The organism is Nonomuraea sp. NPDC049028 (assembly GCF_043197735.1).
Classification (GTDB): Bacteria; Actinomycetota; Actinomycetes; order Streptosporangiales; family Streptosporangiaceae; genus Nonomuraea.
The window spans coordinates 218,240-243,363 of record NZ_JBICTR010000009.1 but is presented as its reverse complement, the minus strand read 5'-3'; the positions used below and the strand labels follow the sequence as shown (position 1 = coordinate 243,363).

Below are 25,124 nucleotides of genomic sequence, written 5' to 3'. Positions count from 1 at the left end.
GGACAGTGAAGCGCGTGGTGGTCATCGGGTTGTCCGTCGTGGTCGTCTGTGGCGGCGGTGCCTTCGTCGCCTACCGAGCGATCCAGAACGCCAACACGCCGCCCACGCCCATCTCGGCGGAGGACTTCGGCCGGATCGCCAGCGGCGACCTCTACGCGCCCGACCCCGAGAGCGACGCGCTCAAGGAGGCGGGGGTCAAGGCGTACCAGGCGCGCAAGCTCAAGGAGAGCCGCCAGGGCGGCAAGGCCGACGACCTCGACTGGATCGTGGTCAAGAAGAAGTCACCGGGCGGCGACGGGTTCCCGCCCGCCGACTTCCCGCCGGGCAGCAACCCCTCGCCGGGCAGTAACAAGGCCGTCGCCAAGCAGATGTTGGCCGGGGCGGGCTTCGGCGCCGACCAGTGGGGCTGCCTGGAGCGGCTCTGGCAGAAGGAGAGCGGCTGGAACGAGCGGGCCATGAACCGCTACTCCGGCGCCTACGGCATCCCGCAGTCCCTGCCCGGCAGCAAGATGGCCAGCGCAGGCGGCGACTGGCAGACCAACGCGGCCACGCAGATCAAGTGGGGTCTCGGCTACATCAAGGGCCGCTACGGCACGCCCTGCGGCGCCTGGGGGCACTCGCAGGCCAGTGGATGGTATTAACGAGCCATCTTTTCTTCTGCAATCGGCAAGCCGCCGCGCCCCATGAGATAGGTCGGCGCACGCTGACCACATGGGTGTGAAGGTCAGTGTGATCGTTAATGTCCACAACCCGGGAAGCCGCGCCGACGCGTGCATCCGCTCCGTCCTGGAGCAGAGCATGCCCGCGGACGACTATGAAGTGATCTTCGTGGACGACGGTTCCATGGACGGGATCGCGGAGCGGCTCGACACGGTCGCCGCGGTCCGCAGGAACGTCCGAGTGCTGCACCTGCCACACACCGGCTCACCGATGCGAGGACGCAACGTCGGCATGGCCGCCGCCAAGGGCGACTACATCTACCTGATGGACCAGGGCGACCGGCTGGAGCGCGGCGCCCTGCTGAGCATGCACGAGCGGGCCGTGGAGACCGACGCCGACGTGCTGGTCGGCCGCCTGGTGCGGGACGTGGGGCCGCCGGTGACCGCGTTCGTGCGCAGCAGGGGACGGGCCGACATCCTGCGCGACCGGCTGCTCAGCCTGCTCACCCCGCACAAGCTCTACCGCCGCGCCTTCCTGGAGGAGCACGAGCTGGGCTTCGCCGTGCCCGGCGGGCAGGTGGCCGAGCAGGCATTCGCCGTACGGGCCTACCTGCAGGCCAAGGTCGTCGCCGTGCTGGCCGATCAGATCTGCTGCCACATCGGCGAGCGCGAGGAGGTCGTGGAGGACCCGCGCACCACCGTGGCCGAGCTGCGGATCCTGCTCGCCGACATCGACGCCTACGTGAGCGACGGGCGCCAGCGCGACCGCATGTACGGCCACTGGCTGCGCACCACCGTGCTCAAACCGTTGCTGAGCAGCCGGTTCTTCGCCTCGTCCGTGGACCGGGGCATGCACTTCAGGTTGATCAGGCAGCTCGTGCTCGACAGCTTCCCCGAGCGCCTCGACCGCTACCTGCCGGTCCAGCTGCGGGCCGTGGCCACCTTCGTCCGTACCGGACGGCTGGACCAGCTCGTCGTCCTGGCCAACTCCTCCGGGCGGGCCGGGCTGCGGGCGGACCTGAGCGAAGTCCGCTGGGACGCTCAGGTGCTGGTGCTCGGCCTGTCCGTGGAGGTCCTGGGCGGTGACGGGTGGCCCACCAGATTCCGTACGGACGGCGAGCGGCTGCTCTGGCAGCCACCCCGATCGGTCGACGCCAGGCTGCTGCCCGACAGCGTCCTGGACGTCACCGCCGCCATCGAGCGGGCCCGCATCGAGGTGTACGTACGGCACAGCGAGACGAGCGTCATCCACTACCTGCCGGTCGCCTACCGGGTCGAACGGGTCCAGGACGGGCGCCGCCACGTCCGCGTGCGGATCGTCGGCGAGGCCAGGGTCGACGTGACGGCCGCGGCGCACGGCGAGCCGCTCAAGGCCGGCCAGTGGGAGGTGCACGTCCGCATGTTCGGCGGCGCGCACCAGGCCAGGAGCCGGGTCCGCCGCCCGGACGGCCCGCTGAACTGCCTCGGCGTGCTCGCCCAGCGGCCCAGGATGCGCCTGGTGGTGCCCTGCTGGAGCGACGCGGGCGAGCTCGGGCTGGCCGTCGAGCCGCGCTCGTTCTCGGAGTCGATCGCGCTGGTGTCGCCCGGTGTGATCATCCGGCGGCAGGAGGGGCACCTGTACGTCGTGCTGCCCGTGCCGTACGTGCCGCCGAGCGGCGGTCCCGCGCTGGAGCTGGTGCTGCGCAACACCGCGCGGCGGCCACGCGAGGTGAGCGCGCCCGCGCTGGTAGAGCCGGGGGTGCCGGGCAAGATCGCCGGCCAGTTGGTGGCCAAGGTGCCGGTCAAGCGGATGATGCCGGGAAAGGACAGCCTCGGCCCCGGGGCCTGGCTCTCGTCGCTGCGTACCGCCGACGACGAGATCGGCCTGCGGTTCGGGCTGGAGGTGCGCAGGGGCAGGATCGAGGTGCGGCCGTCGGCCGCCGTCGACCCCGAGCGGCGCTCGGCGATGGGCACGGACACGCTGCTGCACCGGATCGGCCGGCGCCTGCCCGGCGCGCGGCACATCGTCCGGCTGGCGCGCGCGGGCAGGCATCGCTACCTCAGGGACTGACCCAGTCCTCCAGCTCGGTGAAGGAGTCTCTGAAGACCGGCAGCATCGGCTTCAGCTTGTCGGGGTAGACGTCCACCAGGCTGTCGAGGTGATTGCCGCCCTCGACCCGGTGATAGCGGAACGGCCGGTGCGGGCCGACCATCTTGGCGTAGACGTCGGAGTCACGCGAGATCGGCAGCAGCGAGTCGAGTGTGCCGTGGATGGTGATGAGCGGCTTGGTGATCCGGCCGGTCAACGCGATCTTGGCGACGGCCGCGTACGGCTTGCGCGCGTCGTAGTCGTAGTCCGCCGGTGCGCCCTCGTAGGAGGGGTCGAGCTCCTTCTGGTAGAGCCGCTGGGTGAGCTCCCAGTAGTACTGCCGGTGGAAGGGCCACAGGAACTCCGAGCCTGCGGCGAAGCCGGCCTGCTCCGGAGACCCCTTCAGCGCCTCGGGCAGGAAGTTGAGCAGGTTGTCGCCCTTGACCCGCCAGAGCGTGCCCTCCCAGTCGACGCCGCCGTCGTAGAGCCAACCGCGGTTCTCCAGCTGCCAGCGGACGAGGTAGCCGCCGTTGGAGATGCCGGCCATGAACGTGCGCCGGGGCTGGCGGCCGTACCGCTGTCTGACGACGGCCTTGGCGGCGACCGTGAGCTGGGTGACGCGCTCGTTCCACTCGGCGATCGCGTCTCCCGGGCGGCGGCCGTCGGCGTAGAACTCCAGGCCGGTGTTGCCCTTGTCCGTGGCGGCGAACGCGTAGCCCTTCGACAGGACCCAGTCGGAGATCGTGAAGTCGTTGGCGTACTGCTCCCTGTTGCCCGGGGTGCCGGTGACGACCAGGCCGCCGTTCCAGTTCTCGGGGAGTCTGATGACGAACTGGGAGTCGTGGTTCCAGCCGTGGTTGGTGTTGGTGGCCGAGGTGTCGGGGAAGTAGCCGTCGATCTGGACGCCGGGGACGCCGGTGGGGTTGACGGTGGCCGCCGAGTGCAGCCCGGCCCAGTCGGCCGGATCGGTGTGGCCCGTACCGACGGTGCCCGCCGTGGTCAGGTCGTCGAGCCGGGCGCTGATGGTGTGCTCGGCGCCCGGCACCGTGATGCCGCTTTGGGCGGGTGTCAGCAGGGCGGCCACCAGGGTTAACGCGACGAACATCAGGACTCCGCGAGATGGTCGGCCAGCAGGCGCTGGAAGTCGGCGGGACGCTCCAGGTGTGGGCTGTGGCCGCACTCCGTCAGCACGGCCTCCCGGTAGCGGCCGTAGCGGTCGAGCACGGCCCTGGTCTGGGTCACCATGGGCTGCGCGGTGGTGCCGGGCGAGCCGGGCACCACGCCCAACTGGCCGAGGTGGGCCAGGTCGAACAGCGAGGTGTCGGAGACGATCACGTCGTCGGCGCCCCTGATCCACAGGATGGGCGGCTTGGGGTCGATCTCGTGCAGGTCGTCGAGCCGGAAATGGGTGGGGGCCAGGGCGTTGAGCACGCCGTGCTTGCCCGGCGCCACGCCCGGCCACTGCGCCGAGCCGGCGGGGTCGCCCGGGTAGTGGGCCTCGCCGACGCGGGTGGTGAGCATGGAGCGGACGTAGAAGTCCTCGTCGGGGACCGGGTTCTTCACATACGTGGTCCGGAACACCGAGCGAGGGGACGTGGGGGATTCGTCCGTCATGTCGCCCGCCTTGAGGCGGGACACGAAGTCGGGGTTGGCGGCCCCGGCACCCGCTCCGGTGCCGTCCGCGTGGGTGAGCCGGCCGTCCGCGCCCTCCGTGCCGCCGTAGCCGTACGGCGAGACGGGGTTGACCAGCGTGACGCTCCTGACCGTGCCGGGACGGTCGCGCAGCAGCCGCAGGACGATGCCGCCGCCCATGCTCCAGCCGACCAGGTGAACCCGCTCCAGGTCCAGCCGGTCGATCAGCTCGCTCAGATCGTCGGAGTAGTCGCGCAGGCCTCGCGTGGCGTCCACGGGCTCGGGGTCGGTCTCGCCGAACCCGCGCAGGTCCACCGCGAGCGGCCGGTACGCCTCGGGCAGCGCGGCCATGGTGTCCCGCCAGAACGCGCCGGAGGAGACGTTGCCGTGCACGAACAGCACGGGCTCGCCGCTGTCCCGGCCCGCCACGGTCAGGACGTGCTGGGTGAGCCGGGGCGTGGTGACCTTCACGCGTTCACCTTCTCCGCCAGGTCGCGGCCCTGGGTCTCCCTGGCGGCGTAGACGGCGACCAGGGTGAGGACGGCCGCCAGGCCGAGGTAGACGGAGATCGGCAGGCCGCTGCCGTAGCTCTTCAACAGCGCGACCGCGATGATCGGGGCCAGCGCCCCGGCCACGATGGCCGACAGCTGGGCGCCGATCGACACTCCGGTGTAGCGCATCCTGGTGCCGAACAGTTCGGCGAAGAAGGCCGCCTGCGGGCCGTACATCATGCCGTGGAAGAGCAGGCCCACGGTGATGGCCAGCGTGATCGCCAGGAAGTTGCCGGTGTCGACGAGCGGGAAGAACGCGAAGATCCACAGTCCGATGCCGGCCGCCCCGGCCAGGTACATCGGGCGGCGGCCGATCCGGTCCGACAGCGCGCCCCACATCGGGATCGTGACGAAGTGGATGGCCGAGGCGATCAGCACGGCGTTGAGCACGGTGGTGTTCTCGATCTTGTTCGCTTTCGCGTAGGTGATGACGAAGACCGTGAGCAGGTAGAACGAGATGTTCTCGGCCAGCCGCGCGCCGATCGCGACGACGACGTCACGCCAGTGGTGGCGCAGCACCCCGATGATCGGCGCGGTCTCCTCGGGCTCGGCCTGCTGGAACACCGGCGACTCGCTGATCGACAGCCGGATCCACAGGCCGATCAGCACCAGCACGCCCGACAGCAGGAACGGCACCCGCCAGCCCCACGCCAGGAACGCCTCGTCCGACTGCGTGGCGGCCAGCACCGCCAGTACGCCGGTGGCCAGCAGGTTGCCGCCCGGCGCGCCGGCCTGCGGCCAGGAGGCCCAGAAGCCGCGCCGCGCCGCGTCGCCGTGCTCGGAGACGATCAGCACCGCGCCGCCCCACTCGCCGCCCAGCGCGAAGCCCTGCACCAGCCGGAGCAGGGTCAGCAGCAGCGGCGCGGCGGCGCCCACGCCCGCGTACGTCGGCAGGCAGCCGATAAGGAACGTGGCGGCGCCCATCAGCAGCAGGCTGACCACCAGCAACTGCTTGCGGCCGAGCCGGTCGCCGAAGTGGCCGAAGATCAGGCCGCCGAGCGGGCGGGCGACGAACCCGACGGCGTAGGTGAGGAACGCGAGGAGCGTCCCGGTCAGGGGGTCGGCGGTGGGGAAGAAGAGCTTGTTGAAGACGAGGGCGGCTGCCGAGCCGTACAGGAAGAAGTCGTACCACTCGATGGTGGTGCCGATCAGGCTCGCGGCGACGATCTTCTTGATGGAAGTGGCCATGCCGTCACGCTAGGGAGTGACCGGCGTCACTCATATGGCGTCGCGACCCACAGTCTGTGGTGCGGATGTGTGGCCGAGCCGGTGCAGGCGGAGGGCGAGCTGGATCTCCAGCGCCCGCTCCGGCTCCAGCCAGCCGTCGCCCAGGAGCTTGCCGACGCGGTCGAGCCGTTGGGTGACGGTGTTGACGTGGATGTGCATGGCCTCGGCCGTACGGGAGGGCGAGCCGCCCGAGCCGAAGTAGGCGGTCAGCGTGTCGGCCAGGACGGTGCCCCGGCGGGCGTCGTACTCGACCACCGGGCCGAGCACCGAGCCGACGAAGCCGCGCACGTCGCGGCCGTCGCCGACCAGCAGGCCGACGAAGCCCAGCTCGCTCGCGCTCGCGCCGTCACCCGCCCGGCCCAGCGCGATGAGCGCCTCCGCGCAGCGCCGGGCCTCCTGGTAGGCCGCGGCCACGTCGCTCTTGCGTGAGGCTCCGGCGGTGGCGGGCGTGTGCAGCGACGTGCTCAGCTCGGCCGCGACGCGCTGCGCGATGGCGCCCGCGTCGCCGCCGGGAAGCAGCAGCACGACCTCATCGGCCCGCCCCGCCGCCAGCCCATGGCGCACGGCGGCCTGCGACGACGCCCAGAAGGCGGCCCGCTCGCGCTGCCCGTCATGCCGGACCACGACCACGACGTGCGGCGCGGTCAGGTCCACGCCCAGCCGCCGCGCCCGGTCGGCCAGGCCGGGGGAGCCGGGCCTGGAGATCAGGTCGTCGAGCAGCTCGCCCCGCACCCGGCCCTCCGCCTCGGCCACGCTCCTGCGGAACAGCAGCAGCAACGCGCAGACCAGCGCCGCCCGCTCCAGGATGCGCTCGTCGGCGTCGTCGCTGCGCAGGATCAGCGTGCAGAGCGGCTCACCGCCGACGTCCACCGAGGCGATCAGCAGATCCGCCCTGCGCACGGTACGGCCCAGCGCCCTGGACGCCTGCGCGGCCTCGAACACGCCCGCGTCCAGCTCGCCCACGTCTCCGGTGATCGGCCGGCCCAGGTCATCGAGTACGGCCAGCGAGCCGCCGAGCACGTCCGTCACCACGGCGGCCACGTCCTCGATGCCGCCGCCGCGCAGCACCAGCGAGGTCATCCGGTCGTGGGCCAGCGCGGCCCGCTCGACGGCCTGGCCGTGCTCCCTGACGGTGCGGTGCGCGGTGGACAGCTCTTCGAGGGCGTTCCTGGTCTCCTGCAGCAGCCTGGCGTTGTCGATCGCGACGGCCGCGTGCGCCGCCAGGCTCGCCAGCAGCGACACCTCTTCCTGCAGGAACGGCCGGCGGCTGCGGTTGGCCGCGAACAGCACGCCGATCACCCGCTGCCCCAGCCGCAGCGGCACACCGAGGATCGCGACCAGGCCCTCCTCGGTGACGGCCTCGTCGATGTGGTTCTTGTGGTGGAAGCGGGCGTCGTCGAAATAGTCGGCGGTCGCGTACGGCGTGGCGCTCTGCGCCACCAGCCCGCCGAGCCCCGCCCCCATCGCCAGCCTGAGCGCCCGGAACTTGGCCGAGATCGAGCCGTCGGTCACCTGCATGTACGTGTCGCCGCGCGCCGGATCGTGCAGCGTGAGGTAGGCGGTGTCGGTCGCGAGCAGCTGCCTGGCCCGGTGCACGATCGCCTCCAGCACCGCGTCCAGGTCGCGCAGCGCGGCCAGGTCGTTGGCGGTGTCGTAGAGGGCCGACAGCTCGGCTTCGCGCCTGGCCCGGCGTCTCAGGAGGTCGCGCACCTTGAGGGCGTCGACCTTGGCCAGCTCCAGCTCCTCGACGGTCGCCGCGTCGGCACCGGCGGCCCTGGCCTGGATGATCGGCCCCTCGAACTCGACGGCCGACGCCTCCCTGGCCAGCAATTCGAGGAATTGTCTGCTCATCATGGCGTCTTTAGCGTGCCGTCCAGCCGCCGTCGAGGGGCACGGAGACGCCGGTGATGAACGACCCGGCGGGGCCGCACAGGTAGGCGACCAGTTCGGCCACCTCGTCGGGCTCGATCAGCCGCTTGATCGCCGCGGGCTGCAGCATGATGTCCTCGACCACCTCGCCCGGGTCGATGCCGTGCATCTTCGCCTGGTCGGCGATCTGGCCCTCGACCAGCCCGGTCCGTACGTAAGCGGGACACACGCAGGTGGAGGTCACCCCATGGGGCGCCCCTTCGAGCGCGAGGGCCTTGGAGAACCCCTCCAGCCCATGCTTGGCCGCCGTGTACGCCGACTTGTACGGCGAAGCCCGCAGCCCGTGCACCGAGGAGATGTTGACGAACCGCCCCCACCCCCGCGCGTACATGCCCGGCAGCACGTGCCGCGCGATCCGGAACGGGGCCTCGACCATGACCCGCAGCATCGTGGCGAACACCTCGGGCGGGAACTCCTCGATCGCCGCCATGTGCTGGAACCCCGCGTTGTTGACCACGATGTCGACGGGCCCGTCCGGCAGCACGCCGACGAACTCCGGATCGCTCAGATCGGCCACCACCGGCACCCCGCCGACCTCGGCGGCCACCTTCTCCGCCGACTCCGCGCTCCGGTCGACGACCAGCACCTTCGCCCCGCCGGCGGCCAGCCGTCTCGCGCAGGCGGCCCCGATGCCGGCTCCGCCCCCCGTGACCAGCGCCGTCCGCCCCGTCAGCTCGTTCGCCATGTCTTCGAGCCTAAGCGCTCGCGGGCCGAGGGCGGCATGGGTGTCCACGACATAGATCGCTGGCCCCTTATGTGGTGTGTCCCGGCGGCCATGGCACCCGCCTGCCTGATACGGTTTCTCCCATGCACGCGTATTCGTACTCCTGGTGGCCCGCCTTCTAGGCGGTCCTCCTAGCGCATACGCATCCCGGCCGCCTCGACGAGGCGGCCGTCGTCATGTCAGGACCCCCTTGTCGAGCACCTCAGACGAAAGGGCGTCCAGTGACAACCTGGCCAGCGCTGCTCAGCACCCTCCTCGACGGCACCTCGCTCACCTCGGGCCAGGCCGCCTGGGCCATGGACCAGATCATGTCGGGCGCCGCCACGGACGCCCAGATCGCCGCGTTCGCCATCGCCATGCGCGCCAAGGGCGAGACCGTGGCGGAGGTGTCCGGCCTGGCCGACGGCATGCTCGCCAGATCGGCGGCCATCAGGATCCCCGGCGACCCGGTCGACCTGGTCGGCACCGGCGGCGACCGGGCCAACACGGTCAACGTCTCGACCATGGCGGCCATCGTGGCGGCGGCGGCCGGAGCCAAGGTCGTCAAGCACGGCGGCCGGGCCGCCTCCTCGGCCACCGGAGCCGCCGACCTGCTGGAAGAGCTCGGCGTGGTCATCGACCTGTCGCCGGCCGGTGTCGCACGGGTCGTGGAGGAGGTCGGCATCACGTTCTGCTTCGCGCCCACCTTCCACCCGGCGCTGAGACGCACCTCGGGGGCGCGGCGGGAGCTGGGGGTGCCCACGGTCTTCAACTTCCTCGGCCCCCTCACCAACCCCGCCCTGCCGGCCGCCCAGGCGGTCGGGGTCTTCCACCCCGACCTGGCGCCGGTCATCGCGGGCGTCCTCGCGGAGCGCGGCGGCTCCTCGCTCGTCTTCCGCGGTGACGACGGCCTCGACGAGCTGACCACCTCCGGCCCCTCGGCCATCTGGCTCGTCCGCAAGGGCACGGTCACCCCGACCCGCTTCGACCCGGCGGACCTGTCGATCCCACGAGCCCGCCCATCGGACCTGGCCGGCGGCGACGCGGCGCACAACGCGGCGGTGGCACGGGCGGTCCTCGCGGGCGAGCGGGGGCCGGTCCGCGACATCGTCCTGCTGAACGCGGCCGCCGCCCTGGTCGCGGCCGACGGCACACCGCCCGCCGCCGACCTCACCGGGGCCCTGGCCCACGCCTACAAGCGGGCGGGGGACGCCGTCGACTCAGGGGCCGCCGAGACCCTGCTCACCCGCTGGGCCCAGGCCACCCACAGGGCGGCCTGAGGCCCGTCGTCACTCGGCGAGCGTTCTGAGGTCGTCGTCACTCGGCGGGCCGGGTCATGGAGAGTACGTCCAGCAGGGCATCGAGTTGTTCCTCCGTGAGCCGGCCGGCCGACACGTGGCCGCGTTCGATGACCACCTCGCGGATCGTCTTGCGCTCGGCCAGCGCCTGCTTGGCGATCTTCGCCGCCTCCTCATAGCCCACGTACCGGTTCAACGGCGTGACGATCGACGGCGACGACTCCGCGTACTCCCGCAGCCGTGGCACGTTCGCCGTGATCCCCGACACGCACCGGTCGGCCAGCAGCCGCGAGACGTTGGCCAGCAGCCGGATCGACTCCAGGATGTTCCGCGCGATGACCGGCAGCTGCACGTTCAGCTCGAAGCTGCCCGACGCGCCCGCGAACGTGATCGCGGCGTCGTTGCCGATCACCTGCGCCGCGACCATGGCCGTGGCCTCGGGGATCACCGGGTTGACCTTGCCGGGCATGATGGACGAGCCCGGCTGCAGGTCCGGCAGGTTGATCTCGCCCAGCCCGGCGCGCGGCCCGGAGCCCATCCACCGCAGGTCGTTGGCGATCTTGTTGAGCGAGACCGCGACCACCTTCAGCTGCCCCGACAGCTCGACGATGGAGTCCTGGGCGCTTTGCGCCTCGAAGTGGTCCATCGCCTCCCTGAACGGGATCCCGGTCGCCTCGCGCAGCTTCTCGATCGCCAGCTTCGCGAAGCCCGGCGGGGTGTTGATGCCGGTGCCCACCGCCGTACCGCCCAGCGGCAGCTCCAGTACGTGGCCGAGCGCCGTCTTCACCCGTACGGAGCCGTGCTCGATCTGCGTGGCGTAGCCGCCGAACTCCTGCCCCAGAGTCACAGGCGTGGCGTCCATGAGGTGCGTCCGCCCCGACTTCACCACCTGGTCGAACTGGATCGCCTTGGCTCGCAGCGCCGCCGCCAGGTGTTCCAGGGAGGGCAGCAGGTGGTAGGTCACCTCCGTCGCCGCCGCCACATGGATCGAGGTCGGGAACACGTCATTGGACGACTGCGAGGCGTTGACGTGGTCGTTCGGGTGCACGGGGCGGCCCAGCCGCTCCTCGGCCAGCGTCGCGACGACCTCGTTGGCGTTCATGTTCGAGGAGGTGCCGGAACCGGTCTGGAAGACGTCGATCGGGAAGTGATCGTCGTGCTCGTTCTCCGCGACGTCGGCCGCGGCCTGGGCGATGGCCTCGGACAGGTCCTTCTCCAGCACGCCGAGCTCTCCGTTGACCTCGGCGGCGACCGCCTTGATCAGGCCGAGCGCGGCGATGTGCGACGGCTCCAGCGGCCGTCCGGACACCGGGAAGTTCTCCACCGCCCGCTGCGTCTGCGCGCGCCACCTGGCTCCGACCGGAACGCGCACCTCACCCATGGAGTCATGTTCAATGCGGAACTCGCTCATGCCTCCCAGTCTGGCTCACGCATCCCGGAACAGCCCGAAAGGGGCGCCACGACGAGGCCGCGCCAGCTCAGCTCGACAGGACGCGGCTGTCTCGGCTCAGCTGGACAGCAGCGCCACGATGAGGACGGCGATCACCACGGCGGCGGCCGCGGCCACGGCCATCAGGACCAGCATCCCGTTGCGGTTGCCCGTGGGGCCCTGCTCGGGCTCCTTCGCGATGGCGAACAGGTCCGTTCCCAGCCCCTGCCCGGCCTGGCGCTCCTGCCCCGACTGCCCTGCCGGGCGTGACGGGCCTGGGTGCGGGCCGGTCGGCGGCCCCTGCTGCGGCCCCATCGGTCCCATGGGAGGTCCAGCCTGCGGTCCCATATAGGGCGGCCCTGCTTGTGGCCCACCGGGCTGGGGGCCGCGCGGGTTCTGCTGGGGCGGGGGCACCGGGTAGACCTGCTGCCCCGGAGGGTGGTGGATGCGGGTGGTGACGGTGCTCTGCTCGTCGGAGCCACCCCGAGACGGGTCCTGGGGCATGGGGGTCTTCGGACGCGCCACGCTGATGGTCCGCTCGGGGTCGTACGCACCGCTCGGGCGAGGCCCGGTCGGGGCGCCAGGCCCTCCGGCGCCACGCTGAGGGCCACCGGGCCCGGACGGAGCGCCCGTGGAGCCGTGCGGGCCGCCCACAGGGCCGGATGGCGCGCCCGTGGATCCAGAAGACCCGGGAGTTCCGGGAGATCCGGGAGGGGCACCTGCGGGGCCGTGTGGCCGCGCTCCGGTCGCCCCGCCTGCCCGTGCGGCCTGTGCTCCTGTCTGGGGGCCCTGCGGGGGCGTGCCGAACGCGTTCGGACCGGGCCTGGGCCCCTGTGACCCGCCCATCGGCCCCTGCCCGCGCGGATCGGCTTGCCCACCGGGACCGAACGCCCCGCCCGGCGCCTGGCCGCTCGGACCCGCTCCGCCCGGCGTCATTCCGCTCGAGTCCGTCGCGGCGTGCGGGGACCGCGCGTCCCGACCGGCCGCCGCGGCCGGAGCCTGCGCCCCACGGCCGGGTGGGGGACCCCACGTGCCGGCCGCCCTGGGGGGCTGTACGGCGGGCGCCGTGTCGTTCGAGTCGGGCACGCCGGCCTCCTGGGCGATCAGGGCCTCCGCCGTGATCGCCGGCATCTCGCTCGTGGGCGTGTCGGCGATCATCCTGAGCAAGGTCTCCGCCTTGGCCGCCGACAGTCGCCGCTTGTGGTCCTTGTCCAGCAGCCCGGTCAGCACCGGCCGCAGCTGCCCGGCCTGGGTGGGCGGGTCGGCGTTCTCGCTCAGCAGCGCGGCGAGCGTCTCCGCGATCGTGGACCGCTCGTACGCGGGACGGCCCTCGACCGCGAAGTACAGCGTCGCGCCCAGCGACCAGACGTCGGACTCGGGCCCGGTGTATTCGCCCCTGGCCCGCTCCGGCGCCGTGTATCCGGGCGAACCGATGACCATGCCGGTCTTGGTGAGCCGGGAGTCGCCCTCGGCCTTGGCGATGCCGAAGTCGGTCAGCACCACGCGGCCGTTCTCGGTGATGAGCACGTTGCCCGGCTTGACGTCGCGATGCGTGATGCCCTGGGAGTGCGCCGCGCGCAGCGCGCCGAGCAGGTCGACGCCGATCTCCGCCACCAGCCGGGGCGGCAGCGGGCCCTCTTCGTCGATCACCTGCTCCAGGGAGCGGGCCTCGATGAGCTCCATGATGATCCACGGGCTGTTGTCGTGGATGAGCACGTCGTGGATCGCGGCGACGGACGGGTGCTGGATCCGGGCGGCGATGCGCCCCTCCCGGACCATGCGCTCGCGCAGCTCAGACCGCTGTTCCTCGGTGAGACCCGGGTCCTGGCGGATTTCCTTGACCGCCACCTCGCGCCCGAGCGCGCGGTCGCGGGCGCGCCATACGGTGCCCATGGTCCCTCGGCCGAGGGGCGCGATGAGCTCGTAGCGCTCCGCGAGCAGGCGTGTCTGCTGTTCCGGCATGAGAAGAAGATATCGATTCTCGCTTGGGAAGTGCTTTACCCTCGCTTGCGAAGTTCTCTTGGCCAGAACCGTCGAGGAAGGCACAACTTTATCACCGTCGCTTTGAAACGGGCATAAGCGGATGGTGTAGGTCGGGGCTCGACCCGTTTCCGATGGACGCCTTCACCCGGTTTACGTTCCTGACGTGGTGGCGGGACCGCCAAAGCGGCCGCGGTGGCCTCTGCTCGGTGCAGCCCGCGGTGTGCGGGCCTGCGCGCGAAAGAGGGAGTGGTGATCACCGGCGCCGGCCGTACCGATCTGGTCGGGGCCAGCGGCTCCTCCGCGGAGCCGCCCGCCGCGACCCTGGCCAGCATCAACGAGGCGCGTACGGAGTCGAGCCTGGTCTGCGGGTCGATGCGCAGCAGCGCGTCGAGAACCGGCGCCAGCGGCCCGGCCTTCGTCATCGGGATCGGCTCGCCGCTGGTGAGCGCGGCCAGCGCGGCGGCGGCAGTGCGGCGCCCGTGCAGGCCCCGGCCCTCGACGGCGGTGTAGAGGGTCGCGCCGAGCGACCACAGATCACCGGCCGGACTGGCCTTGGACCCCAGCACCCGCTCTGGAGCGATGTATCCCGCCGAACCCAGCACGATGCCCGCCTGGGTAATAGAAACGTCACCTTCCAGTGCGGCCAGCCCGAAGTCCGTCAGGACCGCGCGGTCCTCCATCACCAGCACGTTGCTGGGCTTCACGTCGCGGTGCAGGATCCCCTTGGCGTGTACGGCCCGCAGCGCCCCGAGGATCTGCCGCCCGATCTCGGCCGCCTTGCGGGGATGGAGCGGTCCGCCCTCAAGGATCAGCTGCTCAAGGGACTTGGCCTGAAGCAGCTCCATCACGATCCACGGCCGGTCGTCCTCGGTGACCACGTCGAACACGGTGATGACCGACGGGTGCGCGACCATCGCGGTCGCCCTGCCCTCGCGCTCGGTGCGGGCGCACAGTTCGGCCCGCAGCTCCTCGTCGAGCACGGCCGGCAGCCGGACCTCCTTGACCGCCACGTGCCGGTCGAGCAGCTCATCGTGCGCTCGCCAAACGGTACCCATGCCGCCGCGGCCGACCGGCTCCAGAAGCCGGTAGCGCGCGGCTAGTAGGTAACCGGAGGGCGCACGCATGGCAGGCAGCTTACCTATTTGTCTAAACCGACCAGTAGAGGCGGGGCCGATAAATTGTTGCGAAGTTAAGTCAACTGGTCTGACTCGTGCCGTCAGCAAACCTGCCGTCCGCATCGGTCCAGTTGATTAGGGAGTAGGCGTGCTCCCAGGCGTCGAACACCGGCGGTGTTCCCATCATGGTGGTAAACGCGCTCGATGGCCAGCCGTCCGCCCAGCGGTTCCCCGGCCCCACACCCCGGCTCCGTACCCCCGCGTACCGCCGTCCGCTTCGGGAACGCGCCAAGTTCCATGGCCGCCGAGCTCGCCCTTGTCGCGCCCGAGGGCCTCGGCAGGGTGCCAGTCCGAATCTGCCTCTGGTCGCTGACCTGCGGATATAGCAATCGGCCCAAGTTGGTCACCAGGATTGTGCGCGATGCCCGCAAGAAGTTCGCAGGCGTCCGGCAGGGTTGCTCATAGGGGCCTGACGCAGCCGTCAGCAGTTTGTAAGGGTGTCGTAAGGGCCCAGGGGCAGACTGAAGTTAAGGGGATCGGATGAACCCGGAGACGGCCGAAACTGTCAGTGGCGGCGGTCACACTGGGGACAAACGCCCTGGTGCTTACCGGAACCAATAACCGAGACGAGTTCGTTGAGGGACGTGATGAGGATGCGCCAGAGTCAGGTTCGTCGCCGACCGGCAAAGAGGCCGGTCGCACCCGCACTGGACCTTCGCACGCCGTCGGGGCGACAGCTGCCCTTTTGAAACCCACAACAGGAGCGCCACCTGAGAGGTGCACGATGTGCAGTCACTACCCGCTTTGTCCCACCGCCGACTCACCCGACCGTGAGGCTTCACACGTGATCTCGGCTCACCCTGATCAGGGCTGGAGCCTGCTGTGCAATGGCGTGGTGCTGTTCGAGGACACCGGGTTGCTCCTTCCAGACGGCTCCGTCGTCGCGCCCCACCGCGGTCTCGTGGCCGCTTGAGCCGTTAATGACCAGTGCCGTCTAAGTGTCACCTGACCGGTGTCGTCTGAGCTTCACCTAACGGGTGCCGCCTGAGCGCCATCCGACCGCCGGTGCCGAGCGGCCGGAGACGGCTCACCCGGCACCCTTTCGGCGACCGGTCCGCGAGAGCGTCAGCGGCGGCCGATCGACAGGACCGGCCCGGTGCGATCGGTGAAGAAGTCGTCACCCTTGTCGTCGACGACGATGAACGCGGGGAAGTCGACCACTTCGATCTTCCACACCGCCTCCATCCCCAGCTCCGGATATTCCAGGACCTCCACCTTCTTGATGCAGTCCTGGGCCAGCCTGGCCGCGGGCCCGCCGATGGACCCCAGGTAGAAGCCTCCGTGCTCCCTGCAGGCGTCGGTCACCTGCTTCGACCGGTTGCCCTTGGCCAGCATCACCATTGAGCCGCCGGCGGCCTGGAAGCGCTCCACGTAGGAGTCCATCCGCCCGGCGGTCGTGGGGCCGAACGAACCCGACGCGTAGCCCTCCGGCGTCTTGGCCGGGCCCGCGTAGTAGACGGCGTGATCCTTCAGGTATTGCGGCATCTCGCCGCCCGCGTCGAGCAGTTCGGCGATCTTCGCGTGCGCGATGTCGCGGGCGACCACGAGCGGGCCGGTCAGCGAGAGCCGCGTCTTCACCGGATATTTCGACAGCTCGGCCAGGACCTCCGGCATGGGCCGGTTGAGGTTGATGGTGACGACGTCGTCCGAGAGGTGCTCGTCGGTGGTCTCCGGCAGGAAGCGGGCCGGATCGGTCTCCAGCTGCTCCAGGAAGACGCCCTCTGGCGTGATCTTGGCCAGGGCCTGCCGGTCGGCCGAGCAGGACACCGCGATGGCCACCGGGCAGGACGCGCCGTGCCGGGGCAGCCGGATCACGCGTACGTCGTGGCAGAAGTACTTGCCGCCGAACTGGGCGCCGATGCCGAGCTTCTGCGTCAGCTCGAAGACCTTGGCCTCCAGCTCCAGGTCGCGGAAACCGTGCGCGGAGGGGGAGCCGGAGGTGGGGATCGAGTCGAGGTAGCGGGCGCTGGCGTATTTGGCCGTCTTCAGCGCGTACTCGGCCGACGTGCCGCCGACCACGATCGCCAGGTGGTACGGCGGGCAGGCCGCGGTGCCGAGCGAGCGGATCTTCTCCTCCAGGAAGGCCAGCATCCGCTTCTCGTTGAGCACGGCCTTGGTCTCCTGGTACAGGAACGACTTGTTGGCCGATCCGCCGCCCTTGGCCATGAACAGCAGTTTGTACTCGTCCGCGTGGCCGTAGGGGTCCTCGGCGTAGAGCTCGATCTGGGCGGGCAGGTTGCTGCCGGTGTTCTTCTCCTCCCACATGCTCAGCGGCGCCATCTGCGAGTAGCGCAGGTTGAGGCGCGTGTAGGCGTCGTAGACACCGCGCGAGATGTGCTCGGCGTCGCGCCCGTCGGTGAGGACGTGGCGGCCGCGCTTGCCCATGACGATGGCGGTGCCGGTGTCCTGGCACATGGGCAGCACGCCGCCGGCCGAGATGGAGGCGTTCTTCAGCAGGTCGAGTGCGACGAACCGGTCGTTGCCGCTGGACTCGGGGTCGTCGACGATCTTCCGCAGCTGGGCGAGGTGCGAAGGACGGAGAAAGTGGGAGATGTCGTGGATCGCGGTCTCGGTGAGCAGCCGCAGGGCCTCGGGCTCCACTTCGAGGAAGCTGCGCCCGGCGGCCTCGACCCGCCGCACGCCGTCCGGCGTGATGAGCCGGTATTGCGTCTCGTCGGCCCCCAGCGGCAGCAACTCGCTGTAATCGAACTCGCCCATGATCCTCCCCATTCGCCGCACAGAGCCTATCTTTTCTACCAGTCTTTTTTACGGCCAGCCCGGTGGGCCCCACCCGCCGACCATGGCCGGGCCCTGTCCAGGGACACGCTCCTCCGGTGGAGGTGGCGGGCCGCCGTGACGTGCGTGATGTGGGCTATCTGGGTGGTCTTAGCCGATGTGGACCGGTTCCCGTTTCCTCGTGGTGGTCAGCCCGACCAGGATGCCCGCGATCACCAATGAGGCGCCCAGTAGGTCGAAGACCGTTGGGGTGGCGATGCCCAAAGCCAGGCCGGTGGTGATCGCCCCGACCGGGATGAGGCCGGCGAACAGGCCCGCGTGGCCCGGGCCGAGCTTGGGCAGTGCGGTGTACCAGAGGAAGAAGGCCAGGACGGTCACCACGACCGCCAGGTAGACGAAGCCGAGGGCCTGTGCCGTGGTCGGTGTCCTGAGCATGCCGGTGCCCTCCTTGACCAGGCCGATCGTGGCCAGCATGGGGACGGCCAGCACCGTCGAGTACGCCGACAGCCGGATCGCCCCCAGCTTCGGCAGCAGCGGGATGGCCAGCATCGAGAAGCTGACCTCGCCCACCAACGCGCCCAGCGCCCACAGCAGGCCGGGCAGGTCGCCGCTGCCGAGCCCGGTCGCCAGCGTCGCGCCCGCCACCACGACCACCGCGCCGGTCAGCAGCCGGGGCGCTGGACGGCCGCCGAGCAGCGCCAGGGCGAGCGGCACGGTGCCCAGTACGGTCCCGACCAGCGCGGGGCCGGAGGTGCGGGTCGACTCGATCACGCACATGTTGAACAGCACCAGCCCGAGCAGCGTCAGGCCGACGAGCAGCAGCGTCTCGCGCCGCGTCAGCCGGACGAACCGCAGGCCGAGCGCCCGGATGACGACGAGCCAGATCACCGCCGCGACCAGGTAGCGCACCGCCTGCCCGCCGTACACGGGGTAGTCCTGGATAAGGCCGGACACGCCCGCCAGCGTCCCCACGAGGAACATGGCGGCGGCGGCCCCGGCGACTCCGCTTCTCATGAAAAGGAGACTAGGGACACAATGGCTCATAACAGCAGTCCAATGTCCCGCCAAAAGGATGGACCAATGTGGCAGACCTACATGTCACGATAAATCGTGATCAAGGGGGCATCGCCGGGCAGATCGCCTCGGAGCTTCGTGAGGCCATCCGGCGTGGTCGCCTCACGCCGGGCACCCGCCTCCCCGCCAGCCGCGACCTGGCCGCCGACCTTCAGGTCTCGCGCGGCGTCGTGGTCGAAGCCTACGAGCAGTTGGTGGCCGAGGGCTTCCTGATCTCCCGCGTCGGCGCGGGCACCCTGGTGGCCCCCGCGCCGTCCCGCGGCTCGGTGGCGGCCACCGCCCGCCCGGAGGTCGCCGCGTGCGGTCCGCACTACGGTCACCGCCCCACCTCTCCCGATCTCGGGTGCTTCCCCCGGGAACGCTGGCTGGCCTCCGTACGTCATGTGCTCACCACGATGCACTCCGACGCGTTCGACTACGGCGACCCCGGCGGCGTCCGGGAGCTTCGCGACGAGCTGGCCGGCTACCTCAGGCGGGTCCGGGCCGCGGACGTGCACCCCGACAACCTGGTGATCGTCGGTGGGGTGGCCCAGGGGCTCAGCCTGGCGCTGCACGTGCTCGCCAAGCGGACCGGCGGCCTGCGGCTGGCCGTGGAGGACCCGAACAGCCACCGCCAGGTCCCCCTCCTCCGCCGGGCGGGCGCCGAGCTCGTCCCGGTCCCGGTGGACGACCAGGGCCTCGACGTGACGGCGCTGCGGGCCCGTGGCGCGGACGCGGTCCTGGTCACCCCCGCCCACCAGTACCCCACCGGCGTCGTGCTCTCCCCGGCCCGGCGGGCCGCCCTCATGGAGTGGGCCGTCGAGAGCGGCGGGGTCGTCCTGGAGGACGACTACGACGCCGAGTTCCGCTTCGACCGCGACCCCGTCGGCTGCCTGCAGGGCCTCGCCCCCGCCCGGGTGGTCCTCTCCGGCAGCGTCAGCAAGGCGCTGGCCCCTGGCCTGCGGCTCGGCTGGGTGGCGGCTCCCGCCGAGCTGGCCGAGTCCATGCGGCAGGCGAGAGGCGAGCTGGACCTGGGCTCGCCGGTCATCGACCAGTACGCCCTGGCCCACTTCCTGCGTACCGGCGGCTACGACAAGCACCTGCGCCGGATGCGCCGGGAGTACCGGCGCCGCAGGGACGCCCTGGTCAAGGCGGTGGCCGAGCACCTGCCCGAGGTGCGCGTCCGGGGCATCGCGGCGGGCCTGCACGCCTATCTGGACCTGCCGCCGGGCTCGGACGAGGACGCCTTCGTACGGCCGGCGCGCGAGCTGGGCCTGGCCGCCGACCCGGTCGGCCCGACGCGTCTCACGCCAGGACCGCCCGGGGTCGTAGTCGGCTTCGCCCGCCTCCCCGCCCACCGCGCCGCAGGGGTCATCCAAGGCTTAAAGGTCAGAATGTCAGGACAAAATATTGACTGATGGAGAAGGTCACGCTTAGAAAGAAATCCCCATCTCATTGGAGGCGCCATGCGCGTGGGACTGCTGGGCTTGGGCAGGATCGGCGCGTTTCACGCGGCCACCCTGGCCGCACATCCGCTGGTGGACGAGCTGATCGTCTCGGATCCCGTACGTGAGTCGCCGTACGGCAGACCGGGAGACCCCTTCGAGGCGGACGCGCTGGTCATCGCCTCGCCGACCAGCACGCACGCCGAGCTCCTGCTGAAGGCGTGCGGGCTGGGCATCCCGGTGTTCTGCGAGAAACCGGTCGCGGGGAGCGTCAAGGAGACCGTGGAGGTGCTCGCGGCCAGCCGGGGCAACCGGGTGCAGATCGGCTTCCAGCGCAGGTTCGACCCCGGTTACATCGACGCGGCGATGGCGCTGCGCGGGGGTGAGCTGGGGGAGTTGCACCGGGTTCACCTCATTACCGCGGATCCGGCGCCGCCGCCCGCCGAGTACATCCCGCTGTCCGGCGGCCTCTACCGCGACTGCCACATCCACGACTTCGACATCCTGCGCTGGGTGACAGGACGCGAGGTGGTGTCCGTGTACGCGACCGGCGCGAACCGGGGCGCCGCCTTCTTCGGCGCGGCAGGCGACGTCGACACCAGCGCCGCGCTGCTCACACTCGACGACGGCACGCTGGCCACCCTGCAGGGCTCCCGCTACAACGGCGCCGGCTATGACGTGCGCATGGAACTGGCCGGCACCAAGGGCACCCGGGCCGTCGGCCTCGGGCCGCGCGCGCCCCTGAGCAGCTCGGAGGGCCTGCAACCGCCCGGGGAGCCGTGGCCCGACTTCGTCACCCGCTTCGCCGACGCGTACGCCGCCGAGATCGACTGCTTCCTGCGCAGCGACGTGAGCCTGTGCTCCATCGAAGACGCCCTGGCGGCCCTGTACGTCGCCGAGGCCGCCGAGCTCTCCCGCCGCGAACACCGCCCCGTCGAGGTCGCGGAGGTGACCGGATGAACCTGGCTGGAGCGCCCATCTCGTGGGGCGTGTGCGAGGTGCCCGGCTGGGGCTTCCAGCTTCCGCCCGAGCGGGTGCTCGCCGAGATGCGCGACCTCGGCCTCACCGCGACCGAGCTGGGCCCGGACGGCTTCCTGACACCCGCCCTCATCGAGGAGTACGGCCTGAGCGTCGCGGGCGGGTTCGTGCCCGTGGTGCTGCACGATCCGGGTCACGATCCGCTCCCCGGGCTGCCCCCCGACCCGCCGGGCATGCTCGTGCTGGCGGCGGCCACCGGCGCCGACGGCTACGACACCCGGCCGGTCCTCGACGAGAAGGGCTGGGCGACGCTGCTGGCCAACCTCGACCGGATCGCCGCGGCGTACGGCCGTGGAGCGTCCCTGCACCCGCACGTCGGCACCATGATCGAGACCCGCGAGGAGGTCGACCGGGTGCTCGGCGGCAGCTCGATCCCGCTCTGTCTCGACACCGGTCACCTGCTGATCGGCGGTACCGACCCGGCCGCCCTGGCCGCGGCCGACCCCGGCCGCGTCGCGCACGTCCATCTCAAGGACGTCGACGCGTCGCTCGCCCGGCAGGTCGCCCGCGGCGAGCTCACGTACACGCAGGCCGTGCGCGCGGGCGTCTACCGGCCGCTCGGGCAGGGTGACGTGGACATCGCGGGCATCGTCTCCGGCCTCGAGAGCAGCGGCTACCAGGGCTGGTACGTCATGGAGCAGGACGTGGTCCTGTCCGGTCCGGGGGACGAGCCGATCCACGACGTACGGCGGAGCCTCGCCTACCTGGGGGTCGGCTGACTGTCATGCGATCTCTTTGACCCGTCGCGGCTCGAATCCCCTGGCCAGGACGATGATCACGGCGGACAGCACCAGCGGCGCGGCGAACGCCACCTGCATGTCGCTGGCGCTGGCGATGCCGCCGACCAGCGCCGCGCCCACGATGAAGCCGACGTAGTTGAACATGTTGACCCGCGCGATGGCCACCCCCGTCCCCGCCGGGTCGAGCCGCCCCGCCGCCGAGAACGACTGCGGCGCGATCACCGACAGCCCCACCCCGGTCAGGCCGAACGCCAGGATGGCCAGCGGCTGGCTGGGCGCCAGGACGATGCCCAGGAAGCCGAGGGCGGCGATCCCGCCGCCGATCCTGACGATCGCCGCCGGTCCGTACTTCCTGACGGCGGCGTCGCCGCCGAGCCTGATCAGCAGCGTGGTGGCCTGGTAGGCGGCGTAGGCCAGCGGGACGACGGCGGGGCTCGCGGCCAGCACCTGCTGCATGTAGACGGTGCTGAAGTTGGAGACCGAGGCGTCCCCGACGTACAGGAAGGCCATCGCCAGGCAGAGCGGGATGATCGGCTTCCACGGGAACCCGCCGGCGGCCGTAGCGGTGGTCTCCTCGACCTTCTCCTCCTCGACGGTGCACAGTTGCGGCCCGGCGTACAGGGAGCCCGCCACCGCCACGACCATCGGAACCGTCATCGTGACGATCAAGGGAAGCTCGGCCGCGACCGATGCCCACAGCGCCCCGGCCGTGCTGAACACGCTCCACATGCAGTGGAAACCGTTCAGCACGGCCCGCCCGTAACGACGTTCGACCGCCACGCCCTGCATGTTGATGCCCGCGTCGACCGCGCCGAGCCCGAGGCCGAACAGCAGCAACGCGAGTACCAGCAGCGGCACGCTCGGCGCGAGGCTGATGAGCACCACGGCGACGGCCACGACCGGCTGCGCGAGGCGGAGCAGCGGCTTGCTCCCCTTGCGCGAGGCGAACCACCCGGCGCCCACGCTGCCCAGCCCGGCGAAGACCGGCACGATGAGCAGCAGGATCGTCAGGGCGCCCTCGTCGAGCCGGTGTTTGGTCTGCAGGTTCGCGACCTGGGCGAGCAGCGTGATGAACGAGAGGCCCTGCACCGCGTACACGACGAACGTGGCTATACGGGCCTGGCGATCACGAGGAGTCGGCACGGCGGCCTCCTGATGGGGGGAACGTGAGGCGGGGTCAGGTTAGCCGCTTGGCCAGCTCTTTCGCCACCATGCCAGTGTGACGTCACAACCCCGTGACACCGCCGCCCGTGTGCCGACGCCGCCCCGTGCCGGTGGTGGCTCGTGGATCAGCCCAGCGCTCGCCGTACGAGATCGTCGCTGAGCTCGCGCAACCGCTTCCGCGCCGCGAGGTCGTATGCCTGGGCATCGGCCCGGCTCTCCCGCAGCCCGTTGAAGTAACGCCCGCTCACACCGTCGAGCCCGTCGATCAACTGCCGCGTCGCCGCCACGCCTTCGTCGACCGTGCTCATCACCGGCGCACCCGCCTCACGGACCATCGTGGTGTCCATGTACGTGGCCGGATGCAGGGCGTTGACCGTCACCCCCTGCCCGGCCAGCTCCTCGGCCAGGTCGAAGGTGAACATGATCTGCGCGAGCTTGCTCTGGTTGTACGCGCGCTGGCGCCCGTAGGCGCGGGTCAGCATCGGGTCGGCGAAGTCGATCGCCTGCTGCCCGGCCGAGGCGACGTTCACCACCTTCGACGGCGCCGACTTGACGAGCAGCGGGAGCAGCCGCCGGGTCAGGTGGTATCCGGCCAGGTAGTTGACCGCGAAGCGGAGCTCGACGCCGTCCCGGCTCTCCGCGCGGCCGGAGCCGGGCGGACCGCCGCCCATCCCGGCGTTGTTGACCAGCACGTCGAGCCGGTCGAACCGGTCGAGCACCTCGTCGGCCAGCCGGTCCACCTGGCGCAGATCGGCCAGATCGGCCAGAACGCCTTCGGTAGTGCCGCCCGCGTCGGCCTGCTCCCGCCGTACTCGCTCCGGGTCGGCCCGCTCTGCGTCGGCCCGCGCCCGCCGTACCCGCTCCGGGTCGCGTCCGTGCACGATGACGCGGTCGCCGGCGGCGAGCCGTCGTGCCAGCTCCCGCCCGAGCCCATCCGTCGCGCCGGTGATCAGGATCGTCCTCATGCCTTCAGCCTGCCCCCTCCGTCGACGGTCAGCACCGTTCCGGTGACGAACGAGTTGCCCACCACGTAGGCGATCGTCGCCGCCACGTCCTCCGGCCGGCCCACCCGGCCGACCGGCGAGCTCCCCGCCGCGTGGGCGAACAGGGCCTCCCGCGCGTCGTCGGGGAGCCCGGACCACCACTCGGTGTCGATCACGCCGGGGGAGACGGCGTTCACCCGGATGGGGCCGAGCTCGACCGCCAGGCCGGGCACCGCGGCCTCGATCGCGCCGTTCACCGCCGCCAGAGCGGAGACGCCGGGGAAGGCCGAGCCCGCCGACGCCGCGGTCACGAATGTGATCGAACCCTCGGGATCGAGTACGTCCAGAGCGGCCTGCGCGGCCAGCAGGTGCGGGATCAGCTTGTTTTGTACGGCCTCGACCAGCGCCTCCCGCGTCAGCGAGCGCAGCGGCCCGGCGGGCCCGCGGCCGGTCACGGTGATGATCAGGTGGTCGATGGCACCGGTACGGGCGAAGAGATCGCGCATCGCCTCGGTGTCACGGGCGTCCACGGCCTCGCCCGAGGCCCGGTCGCCGAGCAGCTTCACCGCGGCCGCCACCCGCTCGGCGGACCGGCCGGTGATGACCACCTCGGCGCCGTCGGCCGCCAGCCGGGCCGCCGTCGCCAGCCCGATGCCCGTGGTGCCGCCAATGATCACGACTCGCATCGCGTTTCCTCCTAATTCAAGACATCTTGCCTCGAAACTATATCGAGGCATCGTGTCTTGTAAAGTGGCGGGCATGGTAGGCAGACCGCGTAGCGAGGTGGCCAGGAAGGCGATCCTCAAGGCCGCGCTCGACCTGTGCGAGCGCGACGGATACCCGAACGTCACCCTGAAGGGCGTCGCCGCCGCGGCGGGCGTCGGCAGGCAGACCCTCTACCGCTGGTGGCCGACCAAGCGCGAGGTGCTGCTGGAGGCGATGACCGACCTGGTGGGGGCAGAGATGCGGCCCCCGCCCATCAGTGGGGACGCGGGGACGGACCTGGTCGTTTTCCTGCGCGAGACGTTCGCGGTGGCCCATGGCGTGGCCGGGCGGGTGGTCGTGGGTCTCATGGCCGACGCCCAGGCCGACCCCCGGTTCGCCGAGGAGTTGCGGGCCAAGCTCATCGGCCCGCGCCGGCAGGCATTGCGCTCGGTGCTGGAACGCGGCGCGCTCCCGGCCGACGTGGACGTGGAGCTAGCGGTCGATCTGATCTTCGGCGCCATGTGGTACCGCCTGCTCAACCGCCACGCCGAAGTCGACGAGAGGCTCGCGGAGGAGATAGCGGCCCTGGTCGCGCGGCTCGGCTGA

General features: G+C 71.1%; 21 protein-coding genes. 8 read left to right on the top strand and 13 right to left on the bottom strand.

All coding sequences use genetic code 11. The features are described from left to right. Positions 1-5 precede the first annotated feature (5 nt). Together ACGFJ2_RS34645 and ACGFJ2_RS34640 are read left to right on the top strand one after the other, a co-directional pair. Positions 6-641, top strand: coding sequence for a lytic transglycosylase domain-containing protein (locus ACGFJ2_RS34645; protein ID WP_357944042.1), 636 nt, complete (start codon positions 6-8; stop codon positions 639-641). Between the two features lie 70 nt (positions 642-711). Further along, positions 712-2,709 (top strand): glycosyltransferase family 2 protein, encoded by a 1,998-nt coding sequence (locus tag ACGFJ2_RS34640; protein ID WP_357944044.1) that lies wholly within the window; start codon positions 712-714, stop codon positions 2,707-2,709. Here the strand turns inward: ACGFJ2_RS34640 and ACGFJ2_RS34635 are convergent. From ACGFJ2_RS34635 to ACGFJ2_RS34615, 5 genes are read right to left on the bottom strand one after another with little or no spacing between them, the layout of a single operon-like run. After that, positions 2,699-3,832: an alpha/beta hydrolase family protein gene (locus ACGFJ2_RS34635; RefSeq protein WP_393475470.1), complete on the bottom strand. Its 1,134-nt coding sequence runs from the start codon at positions 3,830-3,832 to the stop codon at positions 2,699-2,701. The two genes, ACGFJ2_RS34640 and ACGFJ2_RS34635, sit on opposite strands and share 11 nt — an antisense overlap. Beyond that, positions 3,832-4,830: an alpha/beta fold hydrolase gene (locus ACGFJ2_RS34630; RefSeq protein WP_393475467.1), complete on the bottom strand. Its 999-nt coding sequence runs from the start codon at positions 4,828-4,830 to the stop codon at positions 3,832-3,834. The genes ACGFJ2_RS34635 and ACGFJ2_RS34630 overlap by 1 nt, the downstream gene beginning before the upstream one ends. Beyond that, a complete protein-coding gene (locus ACGFJ2_RS34625; RefSeq protein WP_357944050.1) occupies positions 4,827-6,098 on the bottom strand; it encodes an MFS transporter in 1,272 nt (423 codons plus the stop codon). Before ACGFJ2_RS34625 ends, ACGFJ2_RS34630 begins: the two co-directional genes overlap by 4 nt. Positions 6,099-6,128: 30 nt before the next feature. Continuing rightward, on the bottom strand, positions 6,129-7,991 hold the full coding sequence (locus ACGFJ2_RS34620) for a GAF domain-containing protein (protein WP_357944052.1): 1,863 nt from the start codon (positions 7,989-7,991) through the stop codon (positions 6,129-6,131). 7 nt (positions 7,992-7,998) lie between these two features. Further along, positions 7,999-8,751 (bottom strand): SDR family NAD(P)-dependent oxidoreductase, encoded by a 753-nt coding sequence (locus ACGFJ2_RS34615; protein WP_357944054.1) that lies wholly within the window; start codon positions 8,749-8,751, stop codon positions 7,999-8,001. A gap of 260 nt (positions 8,752-9,011) precedes the next feature. On the opposite strand from ACGFJ2_RS34615, the gene trpD reads away from it, so the two are divergent. Continuing rightward, the gene (trpD, locus tag ACGFJ2_RS34610) at positions 9,012-10,049 is read left to right on the top strand and encodes an anthranilate phosphoribosyltransferase (protein ID WP_393475462.1); all 1,038 of its coding nucleotides are present in this window, start codon (positions 9,012-9,014) and stop codon (positions 10,047-10,049) included. A gap of 37 nt (positions 10,050-10,086) precedes the next feature. On the opposite strand, the gene ACGFJ2_RS34605 is transcribed toward trpD, so the two are convergent. The 3 genes from ACGFJ2_RS34605 to ACGFJ2_RS34595 all read right to left on the bottom strand — a co-directional run bounded on the left by ACGFJ2_RS34605 (position 10,087) and on the right by ACGFJ2_RS34595 (position 14,603). Then, on the bottom strand, positions 10,087-11,478 hold the full coding sequence (locus ACGFJ2_RS34605; RefSeq protein WP_357651720.1) for a class II fumarate hydratase: 1,392 nt from the start codon (positions 11,476-11,478) through the stop codon (positions 10,087-10,089). Between the two features lie 96 nt (positions 11,479-11,574). Further along, positions 11,575-13,458 (bottom strand): protein kinase, encoded by a 1,884-nt coding sequence (locus tag ACGFJ2_RS34600; RefSeq protein ID WP_393475459.1) that lies wholly within the window; start codon positions 13,456-13,458, stop codon positions 11,575-11,577. 35 nt (positions 13,459-13,493) lie between these two features. Next, a complete protein-coding gene (locus tag ACGFJ2_RS34595; RefSeq protein WP_357944060.1) occupies positions 13,494-14,603 on the bottom strand; it encodes a serine/threonine-protein kinase in 1,110 nt (369 codons plus the stop codon). Between the two features lie 775 nt (positions 14,604-15,378). Here ACGFJ2_RS34595 and ACGFJ2_RS34590 point away from each other — a divergent pair. Then, the gene (locus tag ACGFJ2_RS34590) at positions 15,379-15,567 is read left to right on the top strand and encodes a DUF5999 family protein (RefSeq protein ID WP_214639679.1); all 189 of its coding nucleotides are present in this window, start codon (positions 15,379-15,381) and stop codon (positions 15,565-15,567) included. A gap of 152 nt (positions 15,568-15,719) precedes the next feature. Here ACGFJ2_RS34590 and ACGFJ2_RS34585 read toward each other — a convergent pair whose 3' ends face one another. Both ACGFJ2_RS34585 and ACGFJ2_RS34580 read right to left on the bottom strand, forming a co-directional pair. Beyond that, positions 15,720-17,372, bottom strand: a complete 1,653-nt coding sequence (locus tag ACGFJ2_RS34585; RefSeq protein WP_225296469.1) for a fumarate hydratase — start codon at positions 17,370-17,372, stop codon at positions 15,720-15,722. A gap of 168 nt (positions 17,373-17,540) precedes the next feature. After that, positions 17,541-18,404 (bottom strand): DMT family transporter, encoded by an 864-nt coding sequence (locus ACGFJ2_RS34580; RefSeq protein ID WP_393475454.1) that lies wholly within the window; start codon positions 18,402-18,404, stop codon positions 17,541-17,543. 68 nt (positions 18,405-18,472) lie between these two features. On the opposite strand from ACGFJ2_RS34580, the gene ACGFJ2_RS34575 reads away from it, so the two are divergent. From ACGFJ2_RS34575 to ACGFJ2_RS34565, 3 genes are read left to right on the top strand one after another with little or no spacing between them, the layout of a single operon-like run. Further along, entirely contained in the window at positions 18,473-19,861 is a 1,389-nt protein-coding gene (locus ACGFJ2_RS34575) for a PLP-dependent aminotransferase family protein (protein WP_393475451.1), read from the top strand. A 48-nt stretch (positions 19,862-19,909) separates the two neighbouring features. Then, a complete protein-coding gene (locus ACGFJ2_RS34570; RefSeq protein ID WP_357944069.1) occupies positions 19,910-20,848 on the top strand; it encodes a Gfo/Idh/MocA family oxidoreductase in 939 nt (312 codons plus the stop codon). After that, complete coding sequence (locus ACGFJ2_RS34565) at positions 20,845-21,645, top strand: TIM barrel protein (protein ID WP_363989734.1); 801 nt, start codon at positions 20,845-20,847, stop codon at positions 21,643-21,645. Before ACGFJ2_RS34570 ends, ACGFJ2_RS34565 begins: the two co-directional genes overlap by 4 nt. 3 nt (positions 21,646-21,648) lie before the next feature. Here ACGFJ2_RS34565 and ACGFJ2_RS34560 read toward each other — a convergent pair whose 3' ends face one another. The 3 genes from ACGFJ2_RS34560 to ACGFJ2_RS34550 all read right to left on the bottom strand — a co-directional run bounded on the left by ACGFJ2_RS34560 (position 21,649) and on the right by ACGFJ2_RS34550 (position 24,499). After that, positions 21,649-22,809, bottom strand: coding sequence for an MFS transporter (locus ACGFJ2_RS34560; RefSeq protein ID WP_393475446.1), 1,161 nt, complete (start codon positions 22,807-22,809; stop codon positions 21,649-21,651). Between the two features lie 146 nt (positions 22,810-22,955). Continuing rightward, positions 22,956-23,795, bottom strand: coding sequence for an SDR family NAD(P)-dependent oxidoreductase (locus ACGFJ2_RS34555; protein WP_393475443.1), 840 nt, complete (start codon positions 23,793-23,795; stop codon positions 22,956-22,958). Next, the gene (locus ACGFJ2_RS34550; protein WP_363989726.1) at positions 23,792-24,499 is read right to left on the bottom strand and encodes an SDR family oxidoreductase; all 708 of its coding nucleotides are present in this window, start codon (positions 24,497-24,499) and stop codon (positions 23,792-23,794) included. The genes ACGFJ2_RS34555 and ACGFJ2_RS34550 overlap by 4 nt, the downstream gene beginning before the upstream one ends. Positions 24,500-24,572: 73 nt before the next feature. Here ACGFJ2_RS34550 and ACGFJ2_RS34545 point away from each other — a divergent pair, with 73 nt between their 5' ends. Then, positions 24,573-25,124, top strand: coding sequence for a TetR/AcrR family transcriptional regulator (locus tag ACGFJ2_RS34545; protein WP_357944079.1), 552 nt, complete (start codon positions 24,573-24,575; stop codon positions 25,122-25,124).

Coding starts and splice junctions, on each gene's coding strand:
- ACGFJ2_RS34640 (WP_357944044.1), top strand. CDS start 712: ATGGGTGTGAAGGTCAGTGTGATCGTTAATGTCCACAACCCGGGAAGC.
- ACGFJ2_RS34635 (WP_393475470.1), bottom strand. CDS start 3,832: ATGTTCGTCGCGTTAACCCTGGTGGCCGCCCTGCTGACACCCGCCCAA.
- ACGFJ2_RS34625 (WP_357944050.1), bottom strand. CDS start 6,098: ATGGCCACTTCCATCAAGAAGATCGTCGCCGCGAGCCTGATCGGCACC.
- ACGFJ2_RS34620 (WP_357944052.1), bottom strand. CDS start 7,991: ATGATGAGCAGACAATTCCTCGAATTGCTGGCCAGGGAGGCGTCGGCC.
- ACGFJ2_RS34615 (WP_357944054.1), bottom strand. CDS start 8,751: ATGGCGAACGAGCTGACGGGGCGGACGGCGCTGGTCACGGGGGGCGGA.
- ACGFJ2_RS34605 (WP_357651720.1), bottom strand. CDS start 11,478: ATGAGCGAGTTCCGCATTGAACATGACTCCATGGGTGAGGTGCGCGTT.
- ACGFJ2_RS34600 (WP_393475459.1), bottom strand. CDS start 13,458: ATGCCGGAACAGCAGACACGCCTGCTCGCGGAGCGCTACGAGCTCATC.
- ACGFJ2_RS34595 (WP_357944060.1), bottom strand. CDS start 14,603: ATGCGTGCGCCCTCCGGTTACCTACTAGCCGCGCGCTACCGGCTTCTG.
- ACGFJ2_RS34590 (WP_214639679.1), top strand. CDS start 15,379: ATGTGCAGTCACTACCCGCTTTGTCCCACCGCCGACTCACCCGACCGT.
- ACGFJ2_RS34585 (WP_225296469.1), bottom strand. CDS start 17,372: ATGGGCGAGTTCGATTACAGCGAGTTGCTGCCGCTGGGGGCCGACGAG.
- ACGFJ2_RS34580 (WP_393475454.1), bottom strand. CDS start 18,404: ATGAGAAGCGGAGTCGCCGGGGCCGCCGCCGCCATGTTCCTCGTGGGG.
- ACGFJ2_RS34570 (WP_357944069.1), top strand. CDS start 19,910: ATGCGCGTGGGACTGCTGGGCTTGGGCAGGATCGGCGCGTTTCACGCG.
- ACGFJ2_RS34565 (WP_363989734.1), top strand. CDS start 20,845: ATGAACCTGGCTGGAGCGCCCATCTCGTGGGGCGTGTGCGAGGTGCCC.
- ACGFJ2_RS34555 (WP_393475443.1), bottom strand. CDS start 23,795: ATGAGGACGATCCTGATCACCGGCGCGACGGATGGGCTCGGGCGGGAG.
- ACGFJ2_RS34550 (WP_363989726.1), bottom strand. CDS start 24,499: ATGCGAGTCGTGATCATTGGCGGCACCACGGGCATCGGGCTGGCGACG.
- ACGFJ2_RS34545 (WP_357944079.1), top strand. CDS start 24,573: ATGGTAGGCAGACCGCGTAGCGAGGTGGCCAGGAAGGCGATCCTCAAG.